A 20,052-nucleotide genomic window follows, 5' to 3' on the forward strand; every position below is an offset into this window, starting at 1 on the left:
AGCACACGCCTATGTACATGACGCCAGACTTTGATTAGGATCTTTCATTCCTTGATTCCTTGGCCACAATACGCAATAAAAAAGAAACAGACTAAAGCCGCAATTTACGGTCTTAGTCTGTTTCTTTTGCTGTATCAGCTTACCCAAGTTACCGAATAAGCTCAATCCTCGTAAGCATCGCCCCGCTGGAACAGCATCAGTGGCATTTTGAACACAAAAGCAACAACGATGTAGATGCCGATGATCATCCCAACAAGCACAAGCACGCTACTTAGCGACAGCCCGCCGATACCGGTGATTACGTTGGCAATATTGCAGCCTGGCGCGATCCGCGACGAGATGCCCATTAGCAGGCCTCCGCCAATGGCAAAGGGCAGGCGCGATACGCGGGGAATACGGATCTTGAAGCTGCCACTGAATAAGGCGGCGACAAACGAGCCGATGACTAGAAAAATAATAAGGGTTTCTTCAGGGCCCAGGCCAACCCTCGGAAAATCTGCAAACATCGAATTGAGATACGTATTATTGAATACGAAATCATCTCCGAATATTTGTGCCAGTGCAACTGCACCCAGCCTCGTCTCAGGTCCTGTGATGCTGACATTGGACATCAGCACGAATTGCACGGTCGCGACGACGCCGATCAGGAAAGCCACCAAGCGAATATCCCAATGGGATTGTTTGAAGGGATTGCGTTCCCAATCGGTTAATGCCGACTTGATGCCGCCGAAGAAGCCGGAGAGCCCGAAGCGGTAAATAGCTATCGCCACCATAATAGCGACGATTCCCACCGGAAGCACATAATAAGGCAACGGCCAAGAAAATAAGGTATAGCCGCTTTCCACTAAGGTAAGAGGCTGTAAAACATCACGGCCCCATGGGTCGTAAAGGAGTGCGAACAGCATATTGCCGGCAATTGCGAACAGCAGCACAATCCAGAATTGAAGGTAGCCCATACCGCAACGGTACAGGGTACCTGAACCGCAACCGCCCGCAATGGTCATGCCGATTCCGAATAAAATGCCGCCTAGCAGGTTAGCTCCGCCCAGTGGTACCGTCCAGATATCGGATACTGTTTTAATGTCGAGCGTCAGCACCAATCCCCAGCCCAATAGGGCTGTTGCAATCAATACCAGCACACCGTTCAAGATTCGGGTATCCTTGACGCTGATCCAGTCACGAATGGAGGCCACGAAGCAGAAATCAGCTTTTTGCAGCAGAAATCCATACAGGAATCCGAAGATGGCGGCTATCAAAAATACATCCCAAGTATAAGCCATTGATGTTAACCGTCCTAACGTATGATTGTAAACCGAGTTTTACATATCCAAGCTTTTGCATAATTTGAATAATAAGAAAATTAATTAGTTTTTAAAGCCTACGCTTTTTTGATGAAAATATGGTAGTTTCCACCTTTTTTGGCGACACCGAGAAATTCTCCGTATTTGTTCATTTTGACAGCTGCCGGAATGGTTTTAGTTGCGATCGAATGATCGGTAATTTCCACAACAATTTCACCTGACTTGGCTTTTTTCAATCCGGCTAACGCTAGGTTTAACGTATGAGGGCACACCTCGCCAATCGCATCGACGATATGATCCGGCTTTAATCCTAATAGCTCTTGTTCATTTAAGCTCATGGGTTGACCTTCCTTTCTAATTGCTCGGGTGTGAAGTTCTCAAGAATATCATCGGCAGGGCCGCCGGCAGTTTCATTTCCCTGTTGCTGCCATGCTAGCATACCACCTAAATAGTTATGGACCTTGGAGAAGCCGTTATTGTTGAAAAATTTGGCAACCTCGTAGCTGCGACGGCCACTGCGGCACACGAATACATATTCTTTGTCCGGATCCATTCGATCCATCACATCACTGATGTCCCCCATCGGGATTAAAGGAAGTCCATCAATATGGGCGGCCTCATACTCCTCTGGCTCTCTAACATCAATGACCAGCACCTGATTGCCGGATTCGGCTAAAATTTCTTTAAGCTCCAGCGAGTCCAAGTGGGAAATACCATCAATAATTGTTGACATGGAGTGGTCTCCTTTCTATTTGACAACTGTTGTATCTGCTGCATTGCCCCATTCGGCGAATGCACCTTCATAAGGGCGAACATCTGTGTATCCAAGCAGGCGCAGCGTGTAATACGTATGGGCTCCGCGGATATTGGTTTGGCAGTAAGGAATTACGGTCTTGCTCTTGTCTTTGTCAACGCCTGTTTGCTCGAAGGCTTTGGTCAAATCGGCATAATTTTTGAATATGGGTACGCCGTCCTTGGCATTAGCATCGATAGCATCGCTCCACTCGCGGTTGAGTGCTTTGTCGATATGGCCGCCTTTTTGATTGCCGCGCAAGTCGTCACCGGAAAACTCTTTGGCTGAACGAACATCCAGCAAGGTGCATTGCTGCATATCTAAAGCTTTTAATTGCTCCTTGGTTGTAACTAGTTTATCATTAGGAACGGCTGTGAAGCTACCCTTTGCTGGAGCGGCTGGTGTATCGGTAGCCACTTCCTTGGAAGCAGCCATCCATGCGGCATATCCACCGTTTAATATTTTAACCTTGTCTTTATGGCCATAATATTCTAAAGCATAGAATACGCGGCTAGCATTCAAAGAATTGCCTTCATCATATATGAGAACGGTTGTATCGCTGTTCACACCCAAGCTTTGAAAGAGCTCGGTAATCTTTTCTTTGGAGGCAATGGTGTTATTAGCTGCATCCTTCAAAAGACCGGAATTCAAAGCGACCGCTCCTGGGATATGGCCTTGCTCGTAGCCTTTAGCACGTGCATCAAATATTTTGACCTTATCATCCTTCAAATGCTCTTCAGTCCATTTAACGTCAGCTAACAGCTGGGCATTGGGATAAGGATCGGTAGCTTTAATGGCAGCCGTGCTTGCCTCAGCTTTAGGTGCGGTGGCAGGTGTGGCAGCCGGAGCAGCAGCAGAAGTAGGAGTTGTAGCAGCAGGGGTGGCGGTATCCTTTTGACCGCATGCCGTAGCAACGACAGCTACAGTCAATAAGGTAACGATAACTAATGATTTATTCATATTCAATTTCCCTCCGTGATGAAATGTTTTCTTGATTTCCAAGATGTATGCCTAGTATAATATCATTAAATCCGATGATTTTACAATGATTAATTTTGACTTGTGAATTGTCCAAAGTTGTGAGGAGAGCCTGCAATGATAAACTCAAAGAAACTACTAATTATGGCAATAACGGCGGCAGTCCTGTTAAGCGGCTGCGCGATGGAGACGAAGCAGGAAGCTGCTGAGCGTTTGCATTCTAAAGTTGGAGCAACCGGAGAAACTGCTATAAATGGGCAAGCCGCGGCAGGCAAATTAACAAGTATTGAGTTCTATGTGCCTAGCGAGAAAACCAACAGCCTCTCCGTAATCGATGTTGTATCCAGTAAGGTTGTCGGTAATATTCCGCTATCTGAAGCGCCCTCCACCGTTATTTTCTCCTCAACGATGCGTGAGGCTTATGCTGCTAATATGAATAGCAGTACGATTTCCTTCATTAATACACAAACCTTGAAGGTAGTTAAAGAGGTGCCGGTGGGGCCGATGCCGCATGGCATGGTGCTATCGCCAGATAACCGCATGCTGTATGTAGCGGCGGTTGCCTCCCAATTTATCTATCTAGTCGATACGAAGGAAGGCAAGGAAGCTGGGACGATTGATTTGGGAACGGGAGCCAAAACCAATTACCTCGCACTGATCGGCGAAAAGCTGTATGTGAGCGACCATGAGAACCATAAGGTATACGTCGTTAATGTAAAAACCAAGGAGCTGCAAATGACGATCCCAACAGGCAAAACACCACGTGCCATCAAGCTAAGCGACGATGGGAAAAAGCTGTACGTCCCGACAGCTGGTGACAATACGCTTGAGGTTTACAATACGGCTGACGGCAAACAGCTGAGCAAAATCAGCGTTGCGGCAGGGGCAACGGATGTGGTCGTTATGGACGATGGGCTCAACGCGATCGTTACCAGCACGGAGGGAAGCACGGTGAGCTTCGTCGATTTGCAGAGCGGCAAGGTGGTGAAAACCATCACCGACTTGGCGGGTGCGAAGCATATAGCTTTTAATCGCCAGCAGACGAAGGCGTATGTCACGTTAAGCGGCACCGACCAAGTAGCGGTTATCGATACCGTAACGCAGCAGGTCGTTGAGCAGATTAAAGTCGGGGCACAGCCGCACGGCATCCAGCTGAAGGCGCTGCCTGGTATCGGGGGAAGCTGCTAGCTATGAAACGTAACTGGATCATAATGGGCGTTGTGCTGCTTCTTGCGGGACTGGCGGTTTTTCAGACGATTTCGGCACGCAACGAGAAGACCGCTTTGCCCGCGGGAGTAGGCCCGCAGCCTGGCCTTGAGGCACCGCTGCTGGAGCTGCCCGGATTGGACGGGCTGACGTACAAGGTAGGGGGCAAGCGCGATAAGCCGCTGCTGTTGAACTATTGGGCGTCATGGTGCGTGCCATGCCGCGAGGAAGCGCCGGATTTAACGCGGCTTTATGAGCAGTATAAGGACCGCTTCGATATTTATGCGGTTAATGTAACGGTGCAGGATGAGGTTACAGCCGCTATGGAGATGGTGAAGGAATTTGATTTCAAATTCCCGGTTTTATTTGACTATCAGGGCAGAAGTATGGATATTTACAGCTATAAAGCGATACCGACAAGCTTCCTGATTGACAAGGAAGGCAAGATTGTAGAAATCATGCATGTTGTGGAGCCCAAGCATTTGGAACAACGAATACTGGAGTTGAGCATGTAAGCAAGTGAGCAGTAGAATCAAAGATAAAGAGGGCTCGTGATAATTATCACGAGCCCTTTTTTGCGTTAACTTATGTGACATTAGTTTTATTTGCGTTACTGTTTTATTTATTATTCGTAAAAATGAACAACTAAATTATATATTATTATGAAGAATAACAAATAATCATAATTATATGATATATATATTGACGTATATTGTTATGTTAGTTTACAATAACATTACGAATTGAACTAAATTATTCGACACTGATAGGAGAAGCGTCTACACATGCTGCAAGCAAATGAAAATGAGATTTATAAGGCGATTAAAGACGCGATTATTGAGCAAAAGCTTCGCCCCAATATGCAACTGGTAGAGGATGTGCTTGCTGAATCATTTGGTGTAAGTCGAACGCCTGTGCGAAATGTTTTGCGAAGGCTGGCTAGTGAAAAGTTGGTTACTGTTGTTCCCTACAAAGGAACATTTGTAGCATGTCCTACCATCCATGAGGCCAAAGAAGTGTTTGAAATGCGCAGGATTCTTGAATCTGCTGCGATTAAGAAGGTTTGCAGCACCTTGACTGATCAACAGTTTCATCAACTGGAATCGATGCTGGATGAAGAACATGAGGCGCATAAACAAGGAGATTTTTTGGGGGGATTACGAATATCCGGTGATTTTCACCTAAGTATTGCGAAGCTATCAGGAAATAACTATCAGTATAGGTATTTGGAAGAATTGGTTTCCGTCACTTATATCATTATTGCTTTTTACGGCACTAGGAAGATGGTTTATTGTCAGGATCACAAAAAAATTCTAGTAGCCATTCGTAATGGAAATGCGGAGCTTGCGGAAAGCTTGATGATGGAGCACTTGAAGGAGATTGAAGCGGTTCTGGATTATGAAGAAGCTGATACCAATCCCAAATCTCTAGCTGATATTTTTAAGTCGAAGGCAGCTCATCGTTAAAAAATAGTTAGGTCATTTTTTTTACCCTACATTGTATACAACCTTGTATGTGACTTATAGATCCAATTGCATACAAGCGCTAAGAAAAAGATAGCATGAGGCATACTGTTTATTCCTAATATTCCAATACGCAAAAGGGGAGAGGTTTGTATGATAAGAAAAGGTTTAAAGGTTTGGATGGTTGCAGGTTTGGCCATGACGTTATTATTGACAGCATGCGGCACAACGAAGACAGGGGACGGCGCAGCTTCTCAGAACGATTCGAAAAATGCTTCCAAACCGAATCCGATCATCAAATTGGGTTACGCCAAAAGTGTGATGTCCTATCCGATGACACTTTTGCCGGATACAACGAAAAACCTGAATTTGGAGCTGTCCAGCTTCTCCTCCGGCAATGACGTGCTGACTGCGCTAGTATCAAAGAGTATTGATGTAGCACAAATTACTTACTTGCATTACATTACCGCAATGGGAAAAGATCTAGATATCGTGCCCATATCCGGCCAGGTTAACGGGGGAACGGATATATTAATTCATAAAGGCTTGGATTTGAAGGAAGAGGATTGGGATGGACTTAAGAAAATAATTACGGACTTTAAAGCACAGAAGAAGCCTTTTCGGGTAGCAGCTTCTCGGGGCAGTGCTCAAGACATCCAGATGAGGGGGGAATTTCTGCTGCACGGTATTGATCCGCTGAAGGATGTACAGATCATTAATATTCCGAATGTGACGGATCATATTACGGCGATTGAAAAAGGTGAGGTGGAAATGGCTACAACAGTAGAGCCTGTTGCTTCCATGGCCAAACTAAACGGAACAGCCAAGCATTTTAGCTTCCCCTACAATCAAGCGGCAGGTAAGCTGACGAATTTAATTGTTACCCGTTCAGATGTTATTAAGGAACGCCCGCAGGATTTGAAGGAAGTAGTGGGTGGTATTGTTGGTTTGTTGAATAAGCTGGATACCGATAAAAAAATATGGATAGATGTGGTTAACAAATACACACCATTGGATGAAAAAACGGGGAGCGAAGCTTTGAAAAATGCATACCCCGACTACAAAATACACCGTAAATCGGCACTTGCTATTGTTACGATGATGAAAGAATTGAATTATATTCAAACAGACGTATCGGAAAAGGTGGGGACCAATATTGACTACACTTTCTTATCTCAAGTCACAGGAAAGTCCAAGGAAGAGCTCGGGTATAATGATTAGGGGCTTTTGGAATCAATATAAATTCCGTCTCATCGTACCTTGTGTGATCCTCGTTTTTTGGGAAATCATTTCAAGATCTGGGCTGTTTCCTTCGGCCCTGCTCCCCCCTCCGAGTAAGGTGCTGGCGGTTTGGTTGGATTGGGTGTTCGGTATAAATGGAAGTGCAGAGGTAAACAGTGGTGCTTGGGTGATGGATGTATTAAGCAGCGGAATGAGAGTAATGTCAGGCTATCTAATTGCCGTGGTGGTTGGAGTTTCAATGGGTGTGGCGATCGGGTGGTCAAAGTTCATTGAGAAATTGTTGGAGCCGACCATCCAAATGCTGCGGCCGATTCCTCCGGTATCCTGGATTCCGCTTGCTATTATTTGGTTTGGTATAGCCAATAAGCCTGCTATTTTCCTCGTTTTTATTGGTTCTTTCTTCCCTATTGTCATCAATGCCATCCAAGGCGTGAAAACAACGGATAAAAACTTGATCCGTGCGGCGTCGATGATGGGAGCCAAACAATGGAAGCTGATTCGCTACGTTATATTACCGGCAGCACTGCCCAGTATTTTTACCGGTCTGCGTTTAGGGATAGGAATTGCTTGGGCATTAACGGTTACCGCTGAAATGGTAGCTGTGAAAAGTGGATTGGGATACGTATTGTGGGATTCTTATTATTTCTTGAGATATGACTTGGTTATTGCAAGTATGGCGAGCATTGGGTTAATGGGTTTCCTGATGGATGTTTTGATTAAGAAGGTCATGGACCGGATGCTCCATTGGCAGCGAAATACTTCTATTGAAGGAATGAAATAAAGCACAGAAGGTAGGGGGTCTAGCATGCCGATTATTGAAATGAAGCAAATTGTCAAAATATTCGAGGATCCAAAAAGAAAAACTAATCTGTTAGCTATTGATCATGTAGATCTTAATGTGGAGGAAAATGAGTTCCTCTGCATCCTTGGGCCCAGCGGCTGCGGGAAATCAACCTTGCTCAATATGATTGCGGGCTTCGAGAAGCAAACGTCGGGTGATGTTTTGATGAATCAGAAGCGGGTGGATGCACCTGGACCCGAACGGGGCGTTGTTTTCCAACAACCGACGTTGATGCCTTGGCTGCCCGTATGGGAAAATGTGTCCTTCCATTTAAAGCTTGAGGGTGTCGCTGCTTCCATCCGTAAAGAGAGGGCGAAGGAATACATTGAAATGGTCGGTTTGAAAGGGTTCGAAAACCATTATCCGCATGAGCTTTCGGGTGGGATGAATCAAAGGGTAGGTATAGCAAGAGCCTTGATGCTGAATCCTTCGGTCATCCTTATGGATGAGCCGTTTGCCTCGATTGATGCACAGACAAAGACGGATATGCAAGAGGAACTGGTTAAAATATGGGAAAAACATAAAATTACGATTATTTTTATTACCCATAGCATTGATGAGGCGTTAATACTGGGTACTAAGGTTGCTGTAATGACTCGCAGACCGGGAACCATTCGTGAGACGATGTCGATATCCTTGCCACGACCGCGAGATGTTACATCCGATGCGTTTAACCGTTATAAACGACAAATTCTCGATTTGCTGAAAGAAGAAGGGGAGCTAGCCAAAGCAGCCTCGCGTTCTTCTTCCTAAATCCAGCCGAGACACAAGGAGAATCGATGACAATGAAACTAAAGAAGCTAGGAATGCTTACACCTTCTTCGAACACGGTGTTAGAGCCGATAACCTGTTCAATCCTTCGAGGAGTCCCTGGTGTGGCTGCACATTTCTCCCGATTTAAAGTGACTGAGGTTTCGCTTACATCGTCAGCAGCCAGCCAGTTCTCGATAGAACCGATGCTGCAGGCAGCACTTTTGCTGGCAGATGCGCAGGTCGATGTCATAGCTTATAATGGCACCTCTGGTGGATGGCTCGGTTTTGACTATGATAGGAGGCTTTGCGAAAAAATTACACAGGAAACAGGAATCCCTGCGACAACCTCGGTGCTGGCCTTGAATGAGCTATTTTCTGTTTTTCAAGTAAAACAGTTTGGACTTGTTTCCCCTTCTGGACAGGCTATCGCTGAACGTATTATTGAAAATTATAGTCAGCTAGGGCTGCAATGTGTAGATTACGCGTGCTCTGGAATATCGAACAACTACGCATGCGCTAATGTGGATGAAGAGTCGATTAAAGGAATGGTCAGGAGCGTTGCGCTTTCCGGGGCTAAGGCAATTACAACCTTTGGTACAAACCTTTGGTCCGCTCAATTAGCAGAGGAGTTGGAACGGGAGCTGGATATTCTTGTTTTAGATACGATATCAGTTGTCGTCTGGAAATGCTTGCACATGGCAGGTATTTCTCCGCAATCCATTTCCGGCTGGGGGAAGTTGTTTGCAGCTAAAGAGTTTCAGGAGATGTCGAATAAGATTTAGTAATTCTTCGGGCGTGATTGTAATAGATGAGTCATATAAGGGTGATCCATTCCCTTTGTATGGCTCATTTTTGTGTGTCATAGCTTACAGGCTGCCCTTTCCAATTCGTTCAATTGCACATCATATAAGGCCATCTTGTAGTTGATTCTTTAGCCTAGTAATCTGGGTACTAGCATAAACCTACTGTGGCTGTCTCCTTACAGGTCGATTAGAATGAGTATATGGTTCATCATCCATGACTCACGAATGCTTGTGACCTCCAATATTTAGGTTATTTATGATCTCCACTATTTATGATCTCAAATATTCATCATCCGAAAGAAAAGAGGGACCTGGCCATGCAGAAAAGAAAACTGGGAAGCCAAGGGCTGGAAGTATCGGCCTTGGGGCTTGGCACCATGATGATGCCAAACAACGAAGATTCAGTGCGCACGATTCTGGGGGCGCTGGATCTTGGCGTAACGATGTTCGATACAGCGGATCTTTATGGCGAGGAGTACGCAAAGCACCGTTTCGGAGGCAATGAGAAGCTGGTTGGACGGGCGCTCAAGAGCCGGCGGGAGGAGGCTGTGATTGCGACCAAATTCGGGATCACACACACTCAAGGTCCCAAGGGAGATCCGGCGTATATCAAAAAGTCCGTTGATGCCAGCCTGTATCATCTCGGAATCGACTATATCGATCTGTATTATCAGCACAGAGTTGATCCCAATACCCCGATCGAAGAGACGGTTGGAACGATGGCGGAACTAGTTAAGGAAGGAAAAATTCGTTATATCGGTCTGTCGGAGGCACCTGCCGATATCATCCTCCGCGCGCATGCGGTACATCCGATTACCGCGGTGGAAACTGAATACTCCTTGTGGAGCAGGGAAGTCGAAGACGAGATCCTGCCGCTCCTGAAGGAGCTGGGGATTGGCCTCGTGCCCTACAGCCCGCTGGGGCGAGGCTTCCTGACCGGCCAGATCAAGAAGTTCGACGACCTGGCGGCGGACGATTATCGCCACCATTATCCACGGTTCCAAGGCGATAATTTCGCCAAAAACCTGGAGGTCGTCGCCTTGATCGAAGGGATGGCTGCGCAAAAAGGCTGCACCGCCGCCCAGTTGGGGCTGGCTTGGCTGCTGGCGCAGGGCGAGCAGATCGTTCCGATTCCGGGAACGAAAAGGCTGGATAGAGTACAGGAAAACCTTGGTGCGTTGCAGGTTTCCCTATCAGCAGGCGATCTGGCGGAAATCGAACGCATCTCGCCAAAAGGTACTGCCGCGGGTAGTCGTTTTCCAGGGTGGTAGCTAAGAGATAGGTTGCTGGAGCGTATAACTGTGTCGGAATTGACGGACGGATTTTTTTTCGCTTCCGCCACAGGGACTCCCTCTCCGAGCCATGCTTGGGCACCGTGAGGCAAGAAGTATAAGGCCATCTTTATGGAAGTCGTTCGTTTGGTGATACAAACGACCTCCAGAAAGTGGTCTTTTTTTGTTCTGCGTTTCAATGAGAAGAAGCGTGAATATCGTTTAGAGACGATCTCCGGCTCTTGTCACTCCGGCTCCACCAGTTGCAAACCAAACGGGGCATCGCGGTCACAAATCAGCTTGCCATCTATAACCTCCAGCTTGGCGACTTGAATAGAGGAACGGCGTTCCTTGTACGTTCGTTCAGGCTGGCCGGGTATTCGCTCGGGATGGGTGAAATAAAAAATATAAGCATGCTCGCCTTGAACAACAACATCGGCATGAAGCCCGATAGCTTGGTCGTCCTCACGCTGTCCGGGCTGATCGAGAATGAGCCCGTTTTTCACCCAATGGCTGCCATCCTCCGATTGGTACACACCTTGTCCCCGCCATTCGTCCACGATCATCCAATAGCTGCCGCTTAAGATAAATACGTTGGGTCCCTCATGGGCGCGATCCGTAATTACGGCTCCGACTACATGCCAATTGTACAAATCCTCGCTGTCCGCGGCGTAGGTGTGGGATTGGTTGTCCTCGTCCTTGTACCACATCCGAAAGCGTCCATCAGGCAACGTATGCACGCAGGCATCAATTACACGCTCCGAGCTAAGCTGAAGCCGGGACCTGAATGTCCATTGCAATAAATCAGGGCTCGTATAATGCAAAATCTCACGTTTATGCCCCTCCCATTGCAGAGGGACGCCCTGAATATAGCTGACATACATATGGTACACGCCTTCATGCCAGTAAACCTCGGGAGCCCAGAACGTATTACGCCCCCATTCCAGCTCCAGGCCGGCAAGGGTTCCCCGGTACAGCCAGCTTTGGCCGCCATCTGCGGAGGAAGCCACACCAAGGTCAGTACCATGAACCCACTGAACGCCAACCCCATCTGATGTCGCGCGCCGATTCGTATAAATCATCCACCATTCCTTGGCTTGGCGATTCCAAATGAGCGTTGGATCTGCGGCACCATCATAGATTGGGTCACGAAATAAAGGTGCCCTCCTGGAAGAAAGCTTAGGTTGAATAGCCATCGGTTAGTGCCTCCTTTTTGATTTAAGTGTATATAGCATAGTAAAATTAATCCATAATGAACATAAAAAAACAATTATCCTCAAAAGCAGAGCCATATGATACAATGGGAACCATTAAATATGCTGATGGAGGAAGCTATGCCCCCGCGATTCTCTTTTTTCATTAAACTGATGACGTTTACAACGTTGATTAGTACAATTCCACTGCTATGCCTAGGCATGTACGCCTTCTTTCAATCCACTTCCACGGTTCAAAATAAAGTTAATGAAGCAAACGTTTTCATTTTACAGCAGTCGCAGAGCAGGGTGGAGCAGATCCTTAAGTTAATAGACCAGGTGTCGGGTCGTTATGCGGATACGCCCTTTGTAGCCAACGCGATAGCCAAGCGTCTGGAAATTGAAGATTTTCAAGACATCGACTCGCTCGTTAAGGGGCTTCTGGGCGTGCAGACGTATGAGCTGGGGGTCAAGGATGTCGAGCTTCATAGCCGTAACGATTGGTATATCAAGGACGGAGGCTTTTACTTTGGGACGGCAGTGGCTAAGGAAGCAGCATCCCTGAACTCTGCCTATAATTCCCGCTGGGTTCCCAATGTGGATCAAGCCTTTGCTGGGATCAAGCTGGTGAAAACGATCCCCTCCACGGCGGCTGAGCCAAAGGGCTACTTAACGGTCCGTGTATCGAATACGGAGCTGGCCAAGCTGCTGACGGGTGGGTTCTCGACCCGTGAAACGATGGTTGTTGATGATAAGATGAATATTATTATACATAGCAATGCGGTAAGAATTGGGCAAAGCGTATTAGCTGAGCCTTGGTCGAAGGAGCTGCAGGCCACGGGCAGTACGCAAGGCTATATCAACAGCACCTCCATGGGCATCCCTTATAGTGTAAGCTATAACCAGTCCCGCTACAATAATTGGATATATGTATCCGTCATTCCCATAGAGGAAGCAAGGAAGGAATCCGCCTCGATTGGCTGGGCCACATTGACGGCATGCTTGCTCTTGCTGTTATTTACCGCGCTCCTGTCTTATTGGGGCTCCATGCGGATGTCTTTTCCGATGCGCAGGCTGATGGAGTTTACGATGCGCCACAGCAAGCTGTCCATCGGAGGGGGCGCTGAGGCGAAGGACGAATGGCAATGGATTGGCTCACAATTTGCTTCGCTGCACCAGTCCAAGGAGCAATTGGAAAACCAAATGAAGATCCAATCCGGACAGCTCATCGACTACTTTATGCTTAAGCTGTTCCAAGGCGAGCTCTACCGCAGTGAGCTGGAGGAGAAAGCCAGTCAGTTTCAGCTACCTGTATGGCGTCGGTATGCGGTATTGGTTCTGCAAATCGATACGCTGGAGCAAACGCGCTACAAGGCTAGTGAGCAGGATCTGCTCTTGTTTGCAATCAATAATATCGCCGCTGAGCTTATTCCGCCGCCGCAGCGGATCCACGCGATGCTGGTTGGTAATTACCAGGTGACGCTGGTTGGCAGCAGCGAAGAGGATCATCGGGCGCTGCTCGGAGAGCTAAGCAGCCTTGCCGAATCCGTGCAGCGGGCGGTTGACGAATTCCTGGGGCTTAAGGCCAGCATCGGCATCAGCCGACCTTATGAGCTGATGTATGCAACGCCGCAAGCGCTGCTTGAGGCCAAGGAAGCGCTGCAATACCGGATTCGCCTCGGAGAAAAAGCGATTCTTCATCTGGACGATCTGCTGCCGCAGCAGGCGTCCCGCCATTACTATCCGCACCATTTGGTGTCGGAGCTCACACAGGCGATAGCCTTGCTCGATAAGGAGCGGGCCTGCGAGCTGCTCCAACAAATTATTCAGGAGGTCATTCGGGTAGAGACCGACCCGAATCTGTATCGAATGTCCTTTGCGATGCTGTTAACCGATCTGGCACGGGTGATGTACGATATGGGGGATACCGGAGAGCTGTTTTCCCAGGAGCATCGCAATGAGTATGAACAGCTATTCAGCCTCAAAACAACACAGGAAGTGGAGGGCTGGTTCAAGACGCAGATTATTCATCCGATGATCGAGCTAACACGCAAACGGCATGATTCGTCAGGCAAAAGTATTTCAAGATCTGTCATGGATTTGATCCACGACAATTATGACAGCGACCTTACGCTAGACCATTGCGCGATGCGGATGAATTACAGCACGCATTATATACGCCGGATGTTCCGCAAGGAAACTGGTATGAATTTCAGCGATTACTTGGCCGGGTTCCGCCATGATATGGCGAAAAGCTGGCTGAGTGGAACGGAAATGAAGATCACCGAGGTAGCTGAGCGGTTGCAATATACGAACGAACAAAATTTCATCCGCCATTTCCGCAAGCTGGAGGGGATGACGCCCGGCCAATACAGGGAGCAAAAAGTAAAAGAGCAGTGAAAGGGTTTGCTGTTAATAGTGGTGTCCGAGAGAAGTGGTATTTGAGAATAAGCGGTATCCGTGAGAAGCGCTAAGCCTGCGCTTCTTTTTTTTGAGTAAGGCGTCCCTTCTTAAGCCTGGTTTTCCTTGAGCCTTCAAGGATTATTACCGAGGGACGCTAGTGATTATAAGCCCTATTAAAGCTGGCATAATCTCTTGTTTATTCCTGCTTTTAGCTCCTAACAGCAGGTGGAGCGCTGCTGATTATTGAACGCAACCCGCGGCTTAGGTATGCTGGCGCTATCAACAGGAATCGAAGGAGGACATGGGATGGTGGAGCTTACTTCCGCACCGTTAAAGCCGAAATTGGTTACACGAAGCATTGCCCGCCAAAGGCTGGCCCGTCTGATTAAGAACAGATGGCTTTATGCGATGGCATTGCCGGGTATGCTTTTTTTTATTGTTTTTCGTTATGTGCCCATGTGGGGGTTGCTGATCGCCTTTCAGGATTATCAGCCTGCACTCGGCATGCTGCGCAGTAATTGGGTAGGGCTTAAGCATTTCGAGCGGTTTTTCTTCGATGCTTCCTTCGTCATGCTGTTTCAGAACACGATTATATTGGCCGTGTACAATCTGGTGTTCTTTTTCCCCTTGCCGATTATTTTGGCTTTGTTGCTGAATGAAATTCGCAAGGAGGCCTTTAAACGAACCATCCAAACAATTGTGTACATTCCACATTTTGTATCCTGGGTGGTCGTGGTGGGGATTTCTTACATCTTTTTCACGACCGAGGGCGGGATTGTCAACGATGTGCTTGCTTCTTTGGGACTAGCAAAAGCCGAATTTCTCATTTCCAGTGAATGGTTCCGTACGATGATCGTTTCACAGGTAATTTGGAAGGAGACGGGCTGGGGGACGATTATTTTCCTGGCGGCTTTGGCCGGAGTAGACCCCCAACTATATGAAGCGGCTACGATCGATGGAGCAGGACGCTTTCGCAGGTTATGGCATATTACGCTCCCGGCGATACGCAGTGTCATCGTGATTCTGTTCATCCTGAGGCTCGGCTCTTTTCTCGATACTGGCTTTGAACAAATTTTCCTGATGCTTAACGCCATGAACCGTGAGGTAGGCGAAGTTTTTGATACGTATGTATACAATGTCGGCATTCAACAAGGACAATTCAGCTATAGCACCGTAGTGGGCTTATTCAAATCGCTGGTCGGGTTGGTGCTGGTGGTAGGTGCCAATCGGTTGGCCAAAAAATTCGGCGAAAGCGGCCTGTATTAGGAGGGAGAAGGTACAGAATGGACAGCAAAGGCTTGGGAAACCGCATATTTGACGGCTTTAATTATACCTTTTTAGTGGTATCCGCATTGGTGACGTTAATCCCCTTTATTTACATTCTTGCGGTTTCGTTCGCAGAACCGGAGGAGGTGCTCAGGCGTGGCTTTATTTTATTCCCGACTACCTTCTCGCTGGAGGGATACCGTTATATTTTCTCCACGAGCACGATCGTCCACAGCCTGGTCGTCACCGTAGGCATTACGATAGTGGGGACACTGATTAATCTGGTGTTCACATCGCTGCTCGCGTATCCGTTATCGAGGCAGGACTTTGATGGGCGAAAAATTTGCATGATGCTCGTGGTGTTTACGATGCTGTTTAACGGTGGCATCCTGCCCACCTTTCTGGTAGTGAAGGCTGTCGGCCTGCTAAACAGCTATTGGGCGCTGCTTATTCCGAATGCGATCAGCGCATTTAACCTGATTGTGATCGTGAGCTTTTTCCGGCAGCTGCCGGAGGGGCTTGAGGAGGCGGCCAAGATAGATGGCTGCAGCGATGTAGGGCTGCTCGTTCGCATCGTGCTCCCCCTATCAGCTCCGGTGCTGGCTACGTTTGCGTTATTTTACGCAGTGGGGCATTGGAATACTTTTTTTAGTGCAATCCTCTATATCAACGATTCCAAAATGTGGCCGATTCAGGTATGGCTCAGGCAAATTGTGATCCTCTCCCAAGGCGGGATTGGCGACTCGACGCAGTTTGACCAAAATTTTGTACAGCCGCCGCCGCAAATTATTAAGATGGCTGTTATTGTGATTTCAACAGTACCGATTTTGCTGGTGTACCCGTTTTTGCAGAAGCATTTTGCCAAGGGAGTTTTGCTTGGATCTGTAAAAGGTTGAAAAAAGCTCCTAATAGTTGTTATTAGGAAAGCGTTCACATAAAATTAGATTAGGGAGGCAATATGGCAATGAAACGATATAGGGGCAATTTAAGCATGGGCAAAAAAGGCATGAAAAAAGCAAGTGTTACAACGATGGGTGTGCTGTTAGGCTTATCGGCTCTACTTGCAGGCTGTGGAAGTAATGGTCCGGTGGCAGGAACGAATGGAGCAAGTACGGAAGTGGAAAACAAGGGTCCCTTAAACTTAAGCGTTATGACTTTAATGTATGCCGAGCCGCCTAAGGCGGACAGCGATGTACAGAAAAAGATTGAAGAATACACGAATACGAAGCTGGATATTTCATGGGTACCCAACTCCTCTTATAAGGAGAAGGTCAATGTGACCATTGCTTCAGGGGAGCTTCCCAAGGCATTGCTTGTGCAAAACAATAAGGACTCCAACATTTTGAGCGCTGTCCGCTCCGGTGTATTTTGGGAGGTCGGTCCGTATTTGAATGATTTTCCGAATTTGGCGAAAATGAATAAGTCCGTCTTTGACAACATTAAGGTGGATGGCAAAATTTATGGGTTATTCCGTGCCCGTGACTTGACGCCTAACGGCATTATTTTTCGCAGTGACTGGTTGAAAAGCCTGGGCCTTAGTGAACCGAAAACGATCGATGAGCTATATGCCGTACTGAAGGGCTTCACGCTTGGTGATCCGGATAAGAATGGCAAGCAGGATACGGTAGGCTTAACCGATGAGAAAACGATGGATGGCTTCCTGGTAGTTGCTTCCTATATGGGTGCCCCGAACGGCTGGGAAGTGAAGGACAGCAAGCTGAGCCCGGATTTCTTGTCGCCAGCGTATTTTGAAGCGATGAAATTTTATAAAAAGCTGTACGACGAAAAGCTGATCAAGCAGGATTTCCCTGTGATGAACAACCAACAGAAGAAGGATGATATGAATCAAGGCAAAGCCGGTGCCGTTATTTCCAGTATGCTGGATGCTGCGGGCTACCAAGCCTCACTGACCAAAACCTTCCCGGGAGCGGACGTCGATGTAGTGAGCCGTATTAAAGGCACAGCAGGTGAAAGGTCGCCGGGGGGCCAAGGCTATAACAGTGTGTTTATGTTTCCAAAGTCCAGTGTGAAGTCCGAGGCGGAGCTGAAGCAGATTCTGGGATTTTTCGATAAGCTGTCCGATCAAAAGATGCTGGATTTACTCGGCTGGGGCGTGGAAGGCAGGCATTATAAAATAGAGGAGGGCAAGCCGGCCTTTATTGACCAAAAGCTGCAGGATACCGAGGTGGGCTCAAGCTACCTCCAGCTGCAGGTCGCCAAATATTCGGCCAAAACCACAGGCAAAGAAACACCGCTGATGGAAAAGTATAACAAGATGATTAAGGATAACGAATCGATCGTCGTTAGTAACCCGGTTAACCCGCTGGTGTCGGATACCCAAACTACCAAAGGCAATGAGCTAAAACCCATCATTGATGATGCCCGTACTAAATTTGTATTGGGCAAGCTTGATGAGGCAGGCTGGAAGCAAGCGATTGAGCAATGGCGAAAAGCAGGCGGCGATAAAGTGATCGAAGAATATACCGCGCAATATGCGAAAAGTGGTAAGTAAAAGAAGCAGGGGCAGGGCGGGGGCAGAAATGCCTCTCCTCGCTCCAAGGATGAGAAGGGGATGAAAGCATGCCAGACAACCTAATTAAGGTTTTGCTTATTTCGGGAAACGACAATCACAAATGGCATCATTGGGAGGAAACGACCCCATTAATTAAGGAAGCGCTTGAGGAAAAGGAATCGATCCATGTCACCGTTTCCTATGAAATTGAGGTGCTGGCCGATGAATCCTTATTAGCTTTTGATGTGATCGCCTTTAATTATTGCAATTGGCAGGATCCCACAGAGCTAAGCGCGCAAGCGAAAACCAATCTGGTAGCCTTCGCAGAGCAGGGCGGCGGGCTGGTGATTTTGCATTTTGCCAATGGGGCCTTCCATTTCTCCTTGCCTGAAGCCGGCCAATCCGATTGGTCGGAATACCGCCGGATGGTGCCAAGAGTATGGAACCATCATGGCGGTAGCAGACATGACCGATACGGGGAGTTCGAAGTCACAATTACCGACGGCTCCCACCCGATTACGCAGGGCATCCCATCGTTTATGGTTCAGGATGAGCTTTATTTTCATCAAGAAGGCGAGGTTGATATCCATATTCTTTATTCGGCGGTTTCGCAAATAACGAACCAAGCTGAGCCGTTGGCCTGGGTAAGCCAGTATCACAGCTCCAGGGTTTACCAAACCTTGCTGGGGCATGACAGGAACGCTTATCTCGTCGAAGAGGTGCGGGAGACATTAAGGCGAGGGACGATTTGGGCAGCTAATATGAAGGGGGAAGCTTAATGAATACAGTGAAAACCGCTTGCATATCCGGTACTGACAGAGGTATTGGATTGGCGCTGACGAAGGATTTGCTGTCTGCGGGTTATATCGTATTTGCGGGAGGCGTTATTCCGGGCAATGAGCATATCAACCGGCTGGCGCTACAATTTCCGGGGCAATTATACGCATTCACACTGGATGTAGGCAGCGACCAAAGCGTAAGGGATGCTGCCTTGTACATTGAGAGCAAGACCGACCGATTGGATATATTGATCAATAATGCAGCGATTCTTGGTGACACCCATAAGACCATGGGTGATGATATCGATTTCGATGAGATTCAGACGGTGTATAACATCACCGCGCTGGGTGCGATTCGTTTGTCGAACGCTTTGATCAGGCCCCTTATGAATGGCGGCAAGCTGATTGTGTCGATCTCGTCCGAGGCAGGCAGCATCGGGAACAGCTACCGTGAAGCCTGGTATGGATACTGCATGGCTAAAGCAGCATTAAATATGGGCTCTTCCATCATCCATAACCGTATTCGCAAGGAGGGTGGGCGTGTTCTTTTGGTGCATCCCGGCTGGGTGAAGACCTATATGCACGGTACATGGAGCGATGCGGGTACGTACACGCCCGAAGAGGCGGCGGCTCATATTCTACAAAGGATTGAAGAATGCAAGGATGAAATCCGTGAACGGCCAATTTATATCGAAGCCGATACGGGGCATGAATTACCTTGGTAAGCTAACAGCAAAATGGCATTTGTTAGCAAACTGTTTAGAATACTAACGAATTAATAGAAGGAAACTAAAACCGACTAAATGTCTATCTGTTATAGTGGCGTATAGCTAGTTATAGAAATCAGGGGGTTTTAGCGGATGGCGAAAATAATGGTAGTGGATGATGCGGCGTTTATGAGAATGATGCTAAGAACCATGCTGATCGAAGGCGGGCATGAAGTGGTTGGAGAGGCAGCAAATGGCCTGGAAGCCGTGCAATTATATATGAAAATAAAACCAGAGCTGGTCACGATGGATATTACAATGCCCGAAATGGACGGGGTGGAAGCGGTGAAAGAAATTCGCAAGCTAGATCCAGCAGCCAAAATCATCATGTGCTCGGCAATGGGGCAAAAAGCAATGGTCGTTCAGGCAATCACCTCCGGAGCCAAGGATTTTATTGTGAAGCCTTTTCAAAAGGAGCGTGTTCTTGAGTCTGTGGATAAAGTACTAGGTGTATTGCCAGTGCCGTGATAGGCTCGCGATG

20 protein-coding genes are annotated in these 20,052 nt (G+C 47.6%); 15 read left to right on the plus strand and 5 right to left on the minus strand.

Annotated features, from left to right (window positions below; all coding sequences use genetic code 11):
- Window positions 1-161: 161 nt before the first annotated feature.
- The 4 genes from G9U52_RS18775 to G9U52_RS18790 all read right to left on the minus strand — a co-directional run bounded on the left by G9U52_RS18775 (window position 162) and on the right by G9U52_RS18790 (window position 3,054).
- Window positions 162-1,280, minus strand: a complete 1,119-nt coding sequence (locus tag G9U52_RS18775) for a YeeE/YedE family protein (protein WP_166152163.1) — start codon at window positions 1,278-1,280, stop codon at window positions 162-164.
- 98 nt (window positions 1,281-1,378) lie between these two features.
- Window positions 1,379-1,639: a sulfurtransferase TusA family protein gene (locus G9U52_RS18780; RefSeq protein WP_166152164.1), complete on the minus strand. Its 261-nt coding sequence runs from the start codon at window positions 1,637-1,639 to the stop codon at window positions 1,379-1,381.
- Window positions 1,636-2,034 carry a rhodanese-like domain-containing protein gene (locus tag G9U52_RS18785; RefSeq protein ID WP_166152165.1) on the minus strand — a complete coding sequence of 133 codons (399 nt, stop codon included), beginning with the start codon at window positions 2,032-2,034 and terminating at the stop codon, window positions 1,636-1,638. Before G9U52_RS18785 ends, G9U52_RS18780 begins: the two co-directional genes overlap by 4 nt.
- A 15-nt stretch (window positions 2,035-2,049) precedes the next feature.
- The gene (locus tag G9U52_RS18790; protein ID WP_166152166.1) at window positions 2,050-3,054 is read right to left on the minus strand and encodes a sulfurtransferase; all 1,005 of its coding nucleotides are present in this window, start codon (window positions 3,052-3,054) and stop codon (window positions 2,050-2,052) included.
- 135 nt (window positions 3,055-3,189) lie between these two features.
- Between G9U52_RS18790 and G9U52_RS18795 the strand changes: the two genes are divergently transcribed.
- From G9U52_RS18795 to G9U52_RS18830, 8 genes are all read left to right on the plus strand, one after another.
- On the plus strand, window positions 3,190-4,260 hold the full coding sequence (locus tag G9U52_RS18795; RefSeq protein ID WP_166152167.1) for a YVTN family beta-propeller repeat protein: 1,071 nt from the start codon (window positions 3,190-3,192) through the stop codon (window positions 4,258-4,260).
- Window positions 4,261-4,262: 2 nt separating this feature from the next.
- Window positions 4,263-4,793: a TlpA family protein disulfide reductase gene (locus G9U52_RS18800; protein WP_166152168.1), complete on the plus strand. Its 531-nt coding sequence runs from the start codon at window positions 4,263-4,265 to the stop codon at window positions 4,791-4,793.
- 270 nt (window positions 4,794-5,063) lie between these two features.
- Window positions 5,064-5,744: a GntR family transcriptional regulator gene (locus G9U52_RS18805; RefSeq protein WP_166152169.1), complete on the plus strand. Its 681-nt coding sequence runs from the start codon at window positions 5,064-5,066 to the stop codon at window positions 5,742-5,744.
- A gap of 150 nt (window positions 5,745-5,894) precedes the next feature.
- Window positions 5,895-6,962, plus strand: a complete 1,068-nt coding sequence (locus tag G9U52_RS18810; RefSeq protein ID WP_207953060.1) for an ABC transporter substrate-binding protein — start codon at window positions 5,895-5,897, stop codon at window positions 6,960-6,962.
- Window positions 6,955-7,764 carry an ABC transporter permease gene (locus G9U52_RS18815; RefSeq protein WP_166152170.1) on the plus strand — a complete coding sequence of 270 codons (810 nt, stop codon included), beginning with the start codon at window positions 6,955-6,957 and terminating at the stop codon, window positions 7,762-7,764. Before G9U52_RS18810 ends, G9U52_RS18815 begins: the two co-directional genes overlap by 8 nt.
- A 24-nt stretch (window positions 7,765-7,788) precedes the next feature.
- Window positions 7,789-8,577 (plus strand): ABC transporter ATP-binding protein, encoded by a 789-nt coding sequence (locus tag G9U52_RS18820; protein WP_166152171.1) that lies wholly within the window; start codon window positions 7,789-7,791, stop codon window positions 8,575-8,577.
- A gap of 32 nt (window positions 8,578-8,609) precedes the next feature.
- Window positions 8,610-9,359 (plus strand): maleate cis-trans isomerase family protein, encoded by a 750-nt coding sequence (locus G9U52_RS18825; protein WP_207953061.1) that lies wholly within the window; start codon window positions 8,610-8,612, stop codon window positions 9,357-9,359.
- Window positions 9,360-9,697: 338 nt separating this feature from the next.
- Window positions 9,698-10,651 (plus strand): aldo/keto reductase, encoded by a 954-nt coding sequence (locus tag G9U52_RS18830; protein WP_166152173.1) that lies wholly within the window; start codon window positions 9,698-9,700, stop codon window positions 10,649-10,651.
- A 245-nt stretch (window positions 10,652-10,896) separates the two neighbouring features.
- Here the strand turns inward: G9U52_RS18830 and G9U52_RS18835 are convergent, their stop codons facing one another.
- Window positions 10,897-11,847, minus strand: coding sequence for a glycoside hydrolase family protein (locus G9U52_RS18835; protein WP_166152174.1), 951 nt, complete (start codon window positions 11,845-11,847; stop codon window positions 10,897-10,899).
- 96 nt (window positions 11,848-11,943) lie between these two features.
- Here G9U52_RS18835 and G9U52_RS18840 point away from each other — a divergent pair, with 96 nt between their 5' ends.
- From G9U52_RS18840 to G9U52_RS18870, 7 genes are all read left to right on the plus strand, one after another.
- Window positions 11,944-14,244 (plus strand): helix-turn-helix domain-containing protein, encoded by a 2,301-nt coding sequence (locus G9U52_RS18840; RefSeq protein WP_166152175.1) that lies wholly within the window; start codon window positions 11,944-11,946, stop codon window positions 14,242-14,244.
- 309 nt (window positions 14,245-14,553) lie between these two features.
- Complete coding sequence (locus G9U52_RS18845) at window positions 14,554-15,513, plus strand: ABC transporter permease (RefSeq protein ID WP_243767440.1); 960 nt, start codon at window positions 14,554-14,556, stop codon at window positions 15,511-15,513.
- A gap of 17 nt (window positions 15,514-15,530) precedes the next feature.
- Window positions 15,531-16,409, plus strand: a complete 879-nt coding sequence (locus tag G9U52_RS18850) for a carbohydrate ABC transporter permease (RefSeq protein WP_166152176.1) — start codon at window positions 15,531-15,533, stop codon at window positions 16,407-16,409.
- A gap of 68 nt (window positions 16,410-16,477) precedes the next feature.
- On the plus strand, window positions 16,478-18,025 hold the full coding sequence (locus G9U52_RS18855; protein ID WP_166152177.1) for an extracellular solute-binding protein: 1,548 nt from the start codon (window positions 16,478-16,480) through the stop codon (window positions 18,023-18,025).
- Between the two features lie 68 nt (window positions 18,026-18,093).
- The gene (locus tag G9U52_RS18860) at window positions 18,094-18,804 is read left to right on the plus strand and encodes a ThuA domain-containing protein (RefSeq protein WP_166152178.1); all 711 of its coding nucleotides are present in this window, start codon (window positions 18,094-18,096) and stop codon (window positions 18,802-18,804) included.
- A complete protein-coding gene (locus tag G9U52_RS18865) occupies window positions 18,804-19,529 on the plus strand; it encodes an SDR family NAD(P)-dependent oxidoreductase (protein WP_166152179.1) in 726 nt (241 codons plus the stop codon). The genes G9U52_RS18860 and G9U52_RS18865 overlap by 1 nt, the downstream gene beginning before the upstream one ends.
- 135 nt (window positions 19,530-19,664) lie before the next feature.
- Window positions 19,665-20,039 (plus strand): response regulator, encoded by a 375-nt coding sequence (locus G9U52_RS18870; protein WP_166152180.1) that lies wholly within the window; start codon window positions 19,665-19,667, stop codon window positions 20,037-20,039.
- Window positions 20,040-20,052: the final 13 nt, after the last annotated feature.

Source organism: Paenibacillus agricola, from assembly GCF_011440305.1.
Taxonomy (GTDB): domain Bacteria; phylum Bacillota; class Bacilli; order Paenibacillales; family NBRC-103111; genus Paenibacillus_S; species Paenibacillus_S agricola.